This is a genomic window from Pseudoalteromonas xiamenensis, assembly GCF_030994125.1.
Lineage (GTDB): Bacteria > Pseudomonadota > Gammaproteobacteria > Enterobacterales > Alteromonadaceae > Pseudoalteromonas > Pseudoalteromonas xiamenensis_B.
This window is the reverse complement of the sequence record NZ_CP099918.1, coordinates 444,449-457,332: the sequence shown is the minus strand read 5'-3', so window position 1 is coordinate 457,332 and position 12,884 is coordinate 444,449. Positions and strand designations below refer to the sequence as shown.

At 43.0% G+C, this 12,884-nt stretch carries 13 protein-coding genes; 10 read left to right on the top strand and 3 right to left on the bottom strand.

All coding sequences use genetic code 11. The features are described from left to right. The first annotated feature begins 239 nt into the window (after nt 1-239). From NI389_RS19190 to NI389_RS19160, 7 genes are all read left to right on the top strand, one after another. On the top strand, nt 240-725 hold the full coding sequence (locus NI389_RS19190) for an SPOR domain-containing protein (protein WP_308363095.1): 486 nt from the start codon (nt 240-242) through the stop codon (nt 723-725). An 82-nt stretch (nt 726-807) separates the two neighbouring features. Then, complete coding sequence (locus tag NI389_RS19185) at nt 808-1,413, top strand: DUF4402 domain-containing protein (RefSeq protein ID WP_308363093.1); 606 nt, start codon at nt 808-810, stop codon at nt 1,411-1,413. 33 nt (nt 1,414-1,446) lie between these two features. Next, the gene (locus NI389_RS19180) at nt 1,447-1,860 is read left to right on the top strand and encodes a DUF4402 domain-containing protein (protein WP_308363092.1); all 414 of its coding nucleotides are present in this window, start codon (nt 1,447-1,449) and stop codon (nt 1,858-1,860) included. Nucleotides 1,861-1,870: 10 nt separating this feature from the next. Next, nucleotides 1,871-2,647: a fimbrial biogenesis chaperone gene (locus NI389_RS19175; RefSeq protein WP_308363091.1), complete on the top strand. Its 777-nt coding sequence runs from the start codon at nt 1,871-1,873 to the stop codon at nt 2,645-2,647. Continuing rightward, a complete protein-coding gene (locus NI389_RS19170; RefSeq protein ID WP_308363089.1) occupies nt 2,648-5,545 on the top strand; it encodes a carboxypeptidase regulatory-like domain-containing protein in 2,898 nt (965 codons plus the stop codon). Continuing rightward, a complete protein-coding gene (locus NI389_RS19165; RefSeq protein ID WP_308363088.1) occupies nt 5,542-6,180 on the top strand; it encodes an SPOR domain-containing protein in 639 nt (212 codons plus the stop codon). The genes NI389_RS19170 and NI389_RS19165 overlap by 4 nt, the downstream gene beginning before the upstream one ends. A 100-nt stretch (nt 6,181-6,280) precedes the next feature. Further along, complete coding sequence (locus NI389_RS19160; protein ID WP_308363086.1) at nt 6,281-7,363, top strand: tetratricopeptide repeat protein; 1,083 nt, start codon at nt 6,281-6,283, stop codon at nt 7,361-7,363. Between the two features lie 70 nt (nt 7,364-7,433). On the opposite strand, the gene NI389_RS19155 is transcribed toward NI389_RS19160, so the two are convergent. Together NI389_RS19155 and NI389_RS19150 are read right to left on the bottom strand one after the other, a co-directional pair. Then, on the bottom strand, nt 7,434-8,042 hold the full coding sequence (locus tag NI389_RS19155; protein WP_308363488.1) for a glutathione S-transferase family protein: 609 nt from the start codon (nt 8,040-8,042) through the stop codon (nt 7,434-7,436). Then, nucleotides 8,029-8,478, bottom strand: a complete 450-nt coding sequence (locus NI389_RS19150; protein ID WP_308363085.1) for a VOC family protein — start codon at nt 8,476-8,478, stop codon at nt 8,029-8,031. The genes NI389_RS19155 and NI389_RS19150 overlap by 14 nt, the downstream gene beginning before the upstream one ends. A gap of 124 nt (nt 8,479-8,602) precedes the next feature. Between NI389_RS19150 and NI389_RS19145 the strand changes: the two genes are divergently transcribed. Continuing rightward, nucleotides 8,603-9,529, top strand: coding sequence for a LysR family transcriptional regulator (locus tag NI389_RS19145; RefSeq protein WP_308363084.1), 927 nt, complete (start codon nt 8,603-8,605; stop codon nt 9,527-9,529). 52 nt (nt 9,530-9,581) lie between these two features. On the opposite strand, the gene NI389_RS19140 is transcribed toward NI389_RS19145, so the two are convergent. Next, on the bottom strand, nt 9,582-11,591 hold the full coding sequence (locus NI389_RS19140) for a bifunctional 2',3'-cyclic-nucleotide 2'-phosphodiesterase/3'-nucleotidase (protein ID WP_308363083.1): 2,010 nt from the start codon (nt 11,589-11,591) through the stop codon (nt 9,582-9,584). A gap of 259 nt (nt 11,592-11,850) precedes the next feature. On the opposite strand from NI389_RS19140, the gene NI389_RS19135 reads away from it, so the two are divergent. Together NI389_RS19135 and NI389_RS19130 are read left to right on the top strand one after the other, a co-directional pair. Beyond that, nucleotides 11,851-12,225 (top strand): hypothetical protein, encoded by a 375-nt coding sequence (locus NI389_RS19135; protein WP_308363082.1) that lies wholly within the window; start codon nt 11,851-11,853, stop codon nt 12,223-12,225. 175 nt (nt 12,226-12,400) lie between these two features. Continuing rightward, nucleotides 12,401-12,811, top strand: a complete 411-nt coding sequence (locus NI389_RS19130) for a GNAT family N-acetyltransferase (protein ID WP_308363081.1) — start codon at nt 12,401-12,403, stop codon at nt 12,809-12,811. The last annotated feature ends 73 nt before the right edge of the window (nt 12,812-12,884 follow it).

Sequence of the window (12,884 nt, the reverse complement as noted above, 5' to 3'; positions counted from 1 at the left end):
GTTTATTGAGCTGATGATTTTATTTAATTAAAAGTTTCATCCATTCGCTTGCTGTTCTTTGTATTTTATTTATTCACCTCTATTTTGATGTAAAGCAAATAAAATGCTGGTATACCGTGCTACTGAGATTAAAATAATGCTCAATATGCATTCAGAAAATAAGTGAATACAAAATGCTCACATTAGGTAGGGATATATCATTAGTTTTGTGTGTGTTTACACTTTGCTCATGCAGTAGTGTGGAAATTGAAACAATGAAGCGAAATGAAGATGACGCTCAGATTACCCAAAAAGACCTAACAGAACTGCTTGAAATGAAAAAAGATCTCGCTATTCTTGTGGACGAACTCAATATTCAGAAAGCGTTGAGTGACAAGCCTTATACAAATGCTCAGAGTCTTACCCGCCCGAGCATTGGTATGGTCATAGCACCGGATGAACAGCAGGTATTAGCAAAATATCAGCAAACAATATCGCTCAATGTTGGTATGTTTGCATCAGAGGCACGCGCATTACAACAAAAAAATATGTTTCAACAGCGGTATTCATCAATGTTTTCTCCATTTACCTTAAACGTTTCAAGTCATCCAGAAAACAGTCAATTTTACTCAATAAAAGTGTCCGGCTTTTCAGGTGAAGTGGCCGCTATACAGTTTTGTAAACAACTAAAAAAAATGAATCAAAGTTGCGTGTTAAACAACAGTGAAAGAAAAATAAATCTGTAGAAATCTTTACTTTTTGAATTAAATAAAATGTAATCTATGCCGATATAAGGTTTGGAAGAATTATTACTAGGAAGGAAAAAGGATGAATAAAACCTCTGCTTTACTCGCTGCAACTGCGATGGGTGCGCTTAGTTTAGCTGCTCATGCGTCTACTAAAACGGCACAACTCGCCGTTTCGGTTAAAGTTAAAAACACCTTTACTTTGGAACAAGGCGAACCAATGTCTTTTGGTTCACTTCTGGCGTTTGCCGACACATCAACCACAGTTGATAACCAAGCAACCATCGTAATGAGTCCGAATCCTTCAACGCAACCAACTTTAACAAGCGCCGGTGAAGCAAAGTTTCAAGTGCTAGAAAGTGGCACACCTGGTTCATTTAATGTTTCGGGCACAGCGCCTTACTCAAGCATGTTAATTACAGCGCCAGCATCCATAGAAGTTACACCAACGACTGCGCCACCCAGTGCGCCAAAATTTACACTGAGTGATTTTAAGTTTTTCATTGACGGTGGTGAGAACACAGGCAAAGCCTACGACGCGGCAACAACGCCACTGATCAGTGATGTAAGCGGTGCGGTGAAATTTTATGTAGGTGGCACGCTTAAAACACAAGCCCGAGCTACGCAATCCATGTATCAAGATGGCGACTATTCTGGGTCAGTTGATGTTACGGTAACGTACAAGTAATCGTAAGCCGATCTCGATCGGCGAAACTCATCGATGAGTCTAACCGCTCTGATAGCGATTTCTGTGCTGCAACCACTTAGTTTCGGCGAGATCGCTATCGTAAAAAATTCAATTGCAAGCCGTTTGGTTGTACCAAGAGGTGGCGCTCCCTATTCATATGGACAAATTTACATTATTGAGCCCGGAGTACCCGCTGAAGTGTTGCTTTATGACGGCCCTGCAAATACTGAACTGACTATCGACGTGAATTTTAACGACAAAATGACGAGTGTTTTCTCCACCAATCAATTTACATTGCGGCGTTTAGATTACCCGACAAAGGTATACACGGACAGCAGTGGAGTGGCGACTTTCAAGATTGGTGCAGAGCTCGCAAATTCTAACAATAGCGAAGTCTATCGAGATATAGATTACGCAACCGATTTCAGTATCACTGTCAGCTTTTAAGGTTGCATTTATGTTTTTACGCCGCACATTAGCGTTTTTCTTGTTGCTTGTTTCAAGCTTTCCTACCTTTGCCAACTTAAGCATTTCCCCAAATCGAGTGGTTTTCTCAGAGCGAGATCGGGTCGCAACAATTATGTTGTTAAACTCAGGTGATCAAGCGGTGAGTTACCGACTGCAATGGAAAAACTTGGCGTTTGATGACTTGGGTAATCTTATCAATGTGGACAAGCCGCAAGGTCCCTTGGTTGAAAATATGATACGCGTAAGCCCGCGGCACGTAACGCTTGCACCGAATGAACGTCAAATTGTCAAATTGGCTATTCGTAAACCCAAAGATTTACCCGAAGCCGAATTTCGCAGTTATTTGAATCTGGTCGCGCAACCGATAGAAATGCCTGAAGAAAAGAAATCATCTGGCCTGCACATCAATTTAATGATCAGCTATAACGTACCTATCATTGTACGAAATAGTAGCCAAATACCAGAAGTGAGTATTGATAAATTTACGTTACCTGACAGCGAAAATATTGAGTTAGTGATGTCTAGACGAGGGCCTTTAAGCAGTTCAGGGAATATGACGATTGAGCATGTTGATACCAACGGTTCGAAAACGGTCGTCGCGCGTTTGAATAATGCCAATATCTACGCTGAGCAATCGACTTCTCTTTTTAGATTACCGTTAATTAACCATACCCAGTTACCTAAACACGGCAAACTTGTTATTCGTTATGAAGGTAATGAGCAATTTAAGAATCATCTGTTTGCTGAGCGAAGCTTCACGCTGTAAATGATCACCGTCCTGCGTCACAAGAGGCATATCGCTTCGGTTAGTTTATTGTTGCTGATGGGCAGTGCTCAAGCAGCTTTACCCGAAGCTGTTCGGCAACTTGCCAATAAATATAAACAACTGAACTCTCATCCGCACGTCAGTTCAACTCCCATTGAGTCGACCATACCGGTCGGGGAATTACTTTTATTAACCGTTAATCTAGAAAATCAGCCTCTTTCCGATGTCTTTGCAATTAAAAGTGCGCAGCAAGCATTACTGGGTATCACGACCCTTACACAAATACTTGAATTACCGCTTGATGTGTCTCTCGAAAATGGCGAGGTAACAGGGTGGATCTATACACAAGAGAATCAGATCCACATTAAGAAAACGGAGAACGCGCTTAAGTTATATCGGAATGGGACGCTGATAGGTGAAACAAATGAGTTTGAGTTGGCAGATGACGATTTGTATATTGAAGCGAAATGGCTAACTGACTTACTCGGTCTCAATTTTCAGTTTGATTATTTTGGCCAAGCGTTGCTTGCGCAACCGATATCGACTCTGCCCATTCAAGAAAAACTTTGGCGTCAACGACGTAAAGCATCTAAGGTCATTGATGGGCAACCCGCATCAATGCCTGAAAGACGTGCAAACTATGGGTTGTTCTCTGATCCAGCCTTAGATTTTCAATTGTTTGCTAAGCATCAAAAAGACCAAGATAGCCTTTCATATTCGATGTTAGCACGACAGGATTTTGCCTATGTGTCGGGTCGTTTTTACCTGTATGGCTCGAAAGAGGATCTGCTTAAATCATCTCGGATTTCATTTGATCGTACATTGACATCGGAGAACCCTTTAACGTCGATTGGCATCCATCGTTGGGAGGCCGGTGACATACAACCCGTGCAGTCGGGACGTTTACTGAATTCGGCTATTGGGCGTGGCATCAAGTTTGATTCAGACGACAGTTTGCTTTCACCCTCGCAAGAACAAGTGAGTATTTCCGGCGACATTCAGCCGAATTGGGATGTTGAACTGTATCTCAATGGTGTATTAGTTGATAAGCAAACAAGTACAGAAGTGGGACGTTATGAATTCAATAACATACGTTTGCAGTTCGGTATTAACAGACTTGAAATTGTTAAGTATGGTCCTTTTGGTGAAGTCGCACGTGAAAACCGAGAAGTGTATTTTGACGGTAAATCAAACACACCTTGGCAAAGCAGACTAAACCTCTCGCTTATTCAACCGAATCGTTATTTACTCAATCAAAATGAAGCGAGCGATCTAGGCGACTATCAGCTTTCTGCGAACTATCGTTTAACCTTGCCATTTGGGTTGCAAACCTATGTTGGCGTGAGTCAATCTTACGGTGCAAAAGAGGATGTTGGGCAATTCTCAACGGGTTTACAAGGTAACCTTGCAAACCTTGCGGCTTGGCAGCTGAATTATGAGCAAAACGACCTACAAGAATTGTGGCATAGCAATTTGCAGACAACGGTTTTAAAACAAAACCTCACTTTTTCTTTGGAAAAAAACAGCCAAAAAAACGAGCCATTAAAAGACAGTAATAGCGCCTCATTACAACTGAGCGGTTTATTGCCTTTCAATATAGGTTATCAACAAAACATTCAATACGCTGATGTTGACGGGTCAGATGATCTTTATTTTCAAAACCAATTGTCAATGCGTGTTGACGACATACAGCTTAACCATCAATTTTCTTGGCGAAATTCGGCGACCTTGATGCGTTATGGGGCAATGCGGATCTCCGGTTTTATCGAGGGATATTTTACTAAGTTTTCGGCAAGTTACGACGTCAGTGACCATTTCGATTGGACTAACTATGAACTTAATATCTCAAAACGGCTGAACGAACAGTGGCAGGCTCAGTGGTCCATCGAACATAATGCGTTGAACAATGTAAACCAATATAGTATTGACTTGTCATGGATTATCCCTCAATTAATGCTGACGAGTTCTATTACTTACGACAAAGAGAATGACGTCGGCGTTAATTTGTTGGCGCGTACCAGTTTGGGAATGGTCACACAAGACAATGCCATGATCCTATCTTCAACACCGCTATCGAATGCAGGAAGTTTGATCGTTCGAGTCTTTACGGATGAAAATGTGAATGGTCGTTATGATCAAGGTGAACCATTGCTGCCGAACGTAAAAGTGATTTCTCGACAAAGCTTCCGAACCGCAATGACGCAAAACAATGGTGTGGCCATTTTAAAGTCTCTACCTCCAAATAAACGAACTGATATCGAAATTGATTTCGCCACCTTACCTGATCCTTTTATGGTGCGAGCAGACAATGGATTTTCAATCACGCCACGCGCGGGCCTTGTTGAGTACGCCGATATTCCAATCACCTTGGGCGGTGAAATAGACGGCACGGTTTACGATGATACGACAGGTAGAGCCGCGGCTTATGTAGAAGTTGAGCTTGTTAATGCAAAAGGTGAAGTGGTTTCGACCACTAAGTCTGAGCACGATGGTTACTATCTGTTTAATGAAATCCGTCCAGGGCATTATTTTGCGCGGGCGTCGGCAACAAACAAAAAAGCGGTTGGTCTGTCGTTGGCTGAATTCAAATTCTCAAGCCAAGGTGAAATATACACTGACGTTGAACTTGCCGTGAGAAAACCTCGAAAGTCTGCGGGTTACATTGCCGAAGTGCAGCAATTTAGTCATTTAAAATTGCTTAAAATGTATTGGAAGCTGCTTAAAAAACGATTCTATGGCAACGCTTCAGAGGTTTTTTACGTGCAAGACCCGAACTCAAAACACTTTAAACTTGCTGCAGGCTATTTTGAACTAGAAAGTGACGCGCAAACGCGTTGTGATGCGCTTCACACTCAAAATATTCAGTGCGTAGTAGAGAAAGTGGAAATTGAATTATGATGGAGAACTATAACGTGTTGAAACAAAAGAGCCAGCTCAGTATTCTTGTGGTCAGTTTACTCGTGATAAGCGGGTGTGGAACCACACCACAAGTACCGACCTCACAAACCGTTTCACGCGCTGAATTCGATGAATTAAAGCAATCCCATCAGCAGCTCGAAGCGCGCATTGAGGACTTACTTGCGGTTGAACAGGAGTTGAAATCGGTTGTTCTAGCGTTAGATTCAATGCTGCCAGAAGCACAGCAAACGGTTGGTGAAGGGGAGATGAAAAAAGACAATTCGGGGTTGTCTGCAACATCTTCAACGTTGACAACAAATCCGACAGAGCCACCACAAGTAATCCCAATGTCGCCTGTTGAAACGGTTTTAGAGGAATCGAAAACTAGTCCACACGCGTTGCAGCTCGCCCTATACTATTCGCAGGCACACGCTGAGCAGTTTATGCAAAAACTCCAACAGATTAAATCGACGTACTTAACGGCACAAAGAATGCGAGTGATTGAAAGTAGTCGAAATGGTACGCAAGAATTTCGCGTAATTGTGCAAGGTTTTGCAGACAAGCAAGGTGCAGTCGACGCCTGCTCTACGTTGATGGACAATAAAATAAGTTGTTTTTACAAACGGTTAAACTAAAGTAGAAACCAACGTCTGTGTGGTAAGGCTTTAAATCATTGTGCCTTCATATTACACTGTTCCGAATGAAAATGAGTCGCCGTGGTAAGGAAAATGCGCGATGTTAAGTGGCATGTTAGAGAATATTCGATTGACAACTCTTTTGCTTTCCCGCGCGAGAGGAGTGAAAACGGCAGCTTATAGTGTGCTGTTTTTCGCCTCAACCTTGTCTTTCGCGACTCAGCAAGCTAATCCCGACGATATTCGTTATCAGATATCTCGAGCGGAATATTTTTTATATAAAGCACCCAAAACGGCGATTGAACATATCGATGCGATAGCACATTTTAATGGAGCTGAGCCAGAACTCGAGTTTCAGGCTAATCTACTCAAAGCCCAAGCTTATTTATTACTGTTTAAGCAAGATGAAGCCGCAGTGTACTTAGACAAAGTCTTTGCTATGGACAAATCGCCAGCTTTTACAATGCGCTTATTCTCCGTACTTTATACAGCATCGACATGGCTTCGACGCAATAACCATCACGAGACAACGACGAAAGGGTATACCTGCGCACTCAAACACGCATCAAACAATTCACAGAAACTTAAAGCGTTGAACGGACTTGCGAATACGGCTCGTGAGAGCAGTAATCTAGGGGTGGCAAACAGCCTATATTTAGAAGCTAAAGAGTTGGCTGAGCGTCTGGAAGATGCAAATGCACTCGCGTCGATCAGCAATAATTTAGGTGTCGTAGAATCGGATAGAGGTAACCGTTCAAATGCCCAGTCGTTTTTTAAAGACGCGTATACGTTGTTTCAACTTGTCCCTAATAAATCAGGCGAATTAAATTCAGGTTTAAACCTACTCGTAACCACACTGGTGAATAAAGATGAAGCAACCTACGCTCGCATCCATGCCAACGTCAAAGCATTGGTCAACGAATATCAAAGCGCCTCACGTGTAGCCTACCTCAATTGGGTTGAATATGGGCATGCGGGCCTTCAGGGTAAAAAATTCACAGACAGCGAAAAAGCCTTTTTGGCGGAAGAATTTAGTCATCTTGATGATTTAGGCTTGCAGCGTATGATTAAAAAATACCTCGCAGATGACTTAGGTGTCGAAGTGACGCTGAGCGAAGTGATCCCTGAAATGCCAAAAGTCGATCACGAATGGGTGGCGACATTGGTGGCCTGTAACTGGTAGCCACCAGTAATTACGAGCTGCTATTTTATGTTAGATAAAACAGATCAGACCAACCTTCATGGGAAATGATCTACATACGTTGTCCATAAAGCCCCGGCATATCAATATATCCAGGTAGTTTTTTCACTCGGTCAATCCATGCAATCACATTTGGATAATCAATTAAACTCAGATCACCTTCTTCAGCCAATGCTACGTATGGGAATACGGCACAATCAGCAATGGTAGGCCTGCCAGCAGCGAGCCAGTCATGTGACGTAAGGTGGCTATTGAGAAGTCCTAATATGTGTTGGCTTCTTGATTTAGCTAGGTTCGCGTCTGCTGGTGAATTAAACTTTACAATTAACCGTGCTACGTTTGGCCCATGTTGGATTTCATTTGCCGCAACAGACAGCCATTGCATGACTTCACCTTGTAAATGTGCCTCTCCTGGCCACCATGCTTCACCTCCATATCGATTACCCAAGTAGACTAAAATTGCTTGGGCATCTCGAAGCACAACTTGGTCATCTTCGAGGATCGGAATTTCGGCAAAGGGATTCAATGCAATCATCTGCGGTGTTTTGTGTTCTGAGGCCATGAAATCAACGGGTACGATAGTTAAGTCTAATTGTGCGAGTGCTGCAAAAAGTCTAACTTTGTAGCAATTTCCTGAGAGGGTGAGATCATATAGTTTCATCATTGTTTTCCTGTTCAATTAGTTGATTAAACTCGAGGACATTGCCATCTGGGTCACGAATAAACAGCGTGATACGACGAGGACCGAGTTGTTTTGGACCTTCGGTTATGTGGATCCCTTGATGTTCTAACCACGTTTGCAATAAGGCTAAGTCAGATACCACGAAGGCTGGGTGTGTTACTCCCGGTAACTTAATTGGTGCATCCAGCAGCACATTGTGTTGTTGAGGTTGCTTTGCAGCATTAAATATCAGATTGATTCGCACGCCTGCAGGTGTGACCATTTCGTTGGCTTCACCGAAGGCAAAACGATGCGTTTCTTTAAACCCCAGCTTTTCGTAAAACGACATGGCAATTTTGCGGTCTGAAACACGGATCCCTACATGGTCATAGTTCAATACAATCGCTGGATTTATTTCTGGGACTGTGGATGTCATTTTCACTCCTCTTAGCCAATTAATCCCCTGAAACGAAATATGACAGATAGTTAAAATAAAGATAATCTAGCTAAAATAAGAATAACCTTCTCAAAATTTGGAATAATCTAAGAGGGAATTCACAATGGATAAATTGGAAGCCATGGCGATGCTTGTCGCGGTGGTTGATAAAGGCAGTTTTTCTGCGGCCAGTAAATCGATGGGCGTTCCGTTGGCTACACTCAGTCGTAAAGTTGGCGAACTTGAAAAGCGGGTGGGGGTTCGTTTGTTATTGCGTTCAACCCGTGCCTTAAGCTTAACCCCTGAAGGGGCAAACTATGTAGTTACTGCAAAGCGAATTTTGGAGCAAGTGGCAGAGGCGGAGCAGCAAGCCGTTGGTGAACACCTAGCCCCGAAAGGGGATCTAGTGATTACAGCGCCGCTTCTTTTTGGTCGAATGCACGTATTGCCTGTTGTCACTGAATTTTTAGCGTTGTATCCAGAAATTAATATTCGCCTCAATCTGTCGGATAGAAATCTGCATATGTTAGATGACCACATCGACATGGCCGTTAGAATTGGCGCATTACCTGATAGCGCATTGTATGCAAGTCCAATTGGTAATATGCGGACAGTCACGTGTGCGAGCACTGACCTACTCAATAATTACGGTACGCCAACAACGCCAAACGACTTATTCGGTTTTCCTTGTATTACGCTGAACACGTTTATGCCATCGACCCACTGGTCTTTTCGTAATCCGCATGATGATAAGGTAACGACATTGAATGTGACGTCTCGTTTAGACGTAACGAATGGAGATGCTGCAGTGAACGCGGCTGTTGACGGCATTGGCATTACACAGCAATTGCTTTACCAAGTTGCCGAAAAGGTACAGGCAGGGCTACTCAAGATTATTTTGTCCGAGTATGAACTCGCACCAGTCCCTATTCATCTTTTACATGCATCGAAACGTGTAATGCCGCAGAAGATGCGTTGTTTTTTGGATTTCGCCGCACCTAAAATCAAAGCGAGAGTAGATGCAATCAGGGCAATGGCGGTTGATATTTAACAAACACATAAAAAAGGAGAGGCTGTTTTAGACCCTCTCCTTAGATTGAGTATTAAGGTTGCGTTAGGTCGATGCGATAAATCGCGAACCCATCCGCATTAACTTGTCCAGTTGGTGTAATGTGTGGGAACTGCTCGCTGTAGCCCACCGTTTTCTCGCTATTAGCACTAATAAACGTGATGTCGACATTTGGCACTGGCGCAAATGACCAGTTCATGTCTGCAGATGGATCTAAACCTTGGCCCGCATTTTGAGTGCTTTGGAATTCAATAAACTCGGCTACAACCTGACGGTTTTCGTTAGGTGAATCCACCACAATCTTGCTCGCGTTGATGTTCGGGAAGTTACCACCACCCGAAGCACGATAGTTGTTTGTGGCGACTAAAAAAGCGGCATTGAGATCAATCGGCTGATTGTTATAACGCAGGTTAACGATACGCTGTCCATCAGACACTTTCTCGCCTTTTGCGTTATAGCGTGCAGGTTGTGTCACGTCGATTTGATAAGTGATACCGTCCAACACATCAAAGTTATAGGATGGGAAATCTGAATTGATCAAAGACTGCATGTCGTTCAATTGTGGGTTGATCTGGTTGAATTGACCTGCCGACATTTCTAACCATTCTTTGACTTCACTGCCAGTGAGTTTCAGCACTTTTAAGACGTTAGGGTAGATATACAAGTCGGCAACGTTGCGATACGCGATGTCGCCAACTGGGATAGACGTAAAGTCCTCAGAACCACCGCGACCCGCTCTGAAAGGGGCTCCTGCAGAGAGAATTGGCAGTCCTTCAAGCTCGGTTCCTTGAACGATTTTCTGGGTATACCATGCTTGCGCATCGGTGACGATTTGAATAGAAGGATCATCATTAACCAGAGCAAAATAGCTATAAACGGGGGCGGTAATTTTTGCGAAAGGTTCATTAACCCACTCACGTGTCGCGTTATGTTCTTGCATCACGGCAGCTTCCACTTGTGCATCGTTTTCAACTAATGCTACCGTTTGTTTATTTTCGTCAGTTCGATAAATTGGTTTTAATTGTGATTGAGAGTCAACCACTTGCCAGTGTTTGTCTTTGTATTGCAGCGATAGATCAATAACGCCTAAGTTGTTGCCCCAAAACCCAGGCATAACAGCAGCAACGCCGTTTAACGTCCCTTTTTCAATATTCACACCTTTGTCTTCAAGGTTCGCATAACGAGCCCCCGGAAAGTCAGCGTGCGCATGACCAAACATAATCGCATCGATGTTTGGCACCTTTGATAGATAATAACTCGCGTTTTCCGCCATTGGTTGTGTGTCACCCGCTTCAAGGCCTGAGTGTGGAATTGCGACGATTATGTCAGCACCTTCCTCTTTCATTTTTGGTACGTAAAGATTCGCCATTTCAACAATATCTTTAGCAATAACTTTTCCTTCCAAATTGGCTTTATCCCATTGCATGATTTGTGGTGGTACAAAACCAATAAAACCGACTTTTATCGAATGAGAGTTTCCTTCGGTGTCTTTAAATGTCTTATCTAAAATCACATAGGGTTTTACGAGTGGCTCATCGTTTGCGCTATTGGCATCACCATCGAATTTATACACGTTCGCAGAAATGTACGGGAAGTTCGCGTCATTGATGGCTTCTTGTAGAAATGGCAAGCCAAAGTTGAATTCATGATTACCAAGGTTTGCTACGTCATAATCTAGCGTGTTCATGGCTTTATAGATAGGGTGAACTTCACCTGCACCTAACTGGTGTATTTTCGCCATGTAATCACCAAGAGGACTACCTTGAATTAGGTCACCATTATCTACCAAAACCGAATTTTCTACTTCAGCGCGAGCAGCGCGAATCAGTGCAGCCGTACGCACCAAACCAACTTTGTCATCGCTTTTATCGCTAAAGTAATTGAAGCTCAGCATGTTGGCGTGTAAATCCGTCGTTTCAAGTAAACGAATGTTCATTGTTGCGCCATCGTTGACCTTTTTATCGTTATTTTCTGAGTCGGCGCAACCCACAAATAAGGTAGCCGTTGTGCAAATCAGTGCTAAGGGGAGGTGTTTAAAGTTCATCGTCCTTTCTCATGAGCTATTTAGAGCGGCCAATATAGATGAGAAAAAAGACGCTTTTGCGAAGTTTAAATGGCAATTCAATGCCATAAATATGGCATTTTTAATACTTAACAAAGAGTTAGCAAACCATTAAAAAGGTGTGTTGGTCGGCTACGGATTTCAGTGAAATGTTCAGACTACACATTTTAACAAACTATGAATCGCTCGCGGTTTTACGCTTAGCTATACTGCTCGGATAATAAAACGGTGAGACAAATAAATGAAAAAACGAGCGCTTGTTTGGGCCTTAATTGGAATGTGTAGCCCCGCTTTCGCTGGCTCCGGCTATGAAATTAGTGTGTCTATTACACAAGGAGATGCGGTGATGACGTTTCCGCCTATCTATCTAAACGCACTAAATGAAAAAGGGCAGTCGACATTTGTTGATTGCACCTATACCGCAACGCTTGAGGCTCAAGATGAGCAAAGTTTGCGTTTGGATGCGGAATATAGATGTGGTCGAGATGGCAACATTGATTCAGGGAAGCTACCTGAATTCGTTTTCAGCCGTGCAGGCGATCGTGTTCAAATTGAATTTGGTGAGCAAGGACAACAGTACTGGAAATACGTTGCGACCGTAACGCCAAAGCAATAACCTTAATAGCCTCAGCTTAATGCGTTATCAGCATATTAACGTGAGCATCTTAGCGACTCGACTGATCCGCTTAACATCTGCTATCAGCATTGGTATGGTAAATTTCTTCATGGTTCGCTTTGGCTCAAATCGCCTATAAAGCGAACAACGGATTAACTATACAAAGCGACTTTGCATGAATATAAACGTTGAAGAAAAAGTACCAAGCCCAGCAGAATTCTGTGCCATGAGGATTAAAGCTGGACTATCTGCCAAATCGATAGAAGCTGCGTCTATTGGCTTACCTAATTCTTTGTATGGAATTTCGATACGTGATGGCGAAAATTTAATTGCTATGGGCCGAGTTGTTGGTGATGGAGCGTGCAATTTTGAAGTGGTGGATATCGCAGTTGATCCAGAGTATCAAGGCACAGGACTTGGCAAAAAAGTGATGGAATATATCGACAACTATTTGGCAAGTGCCGTGATGGAAGGCTCTTATGTTTCAATGATCGCCGACGAATCGGCGTTCTATGAAAAGTTGGGCTACAAACTTGTCGCACCGGCAAGCCAAGGCATGACAAAGAAGTTTAAACCCAATTTATAATGAATTTGTTCATCCGAGCGGGATAGTCGTATTCTTGATGGAGCACGGCTAGAAAACGATTGTTTAAAAGTAA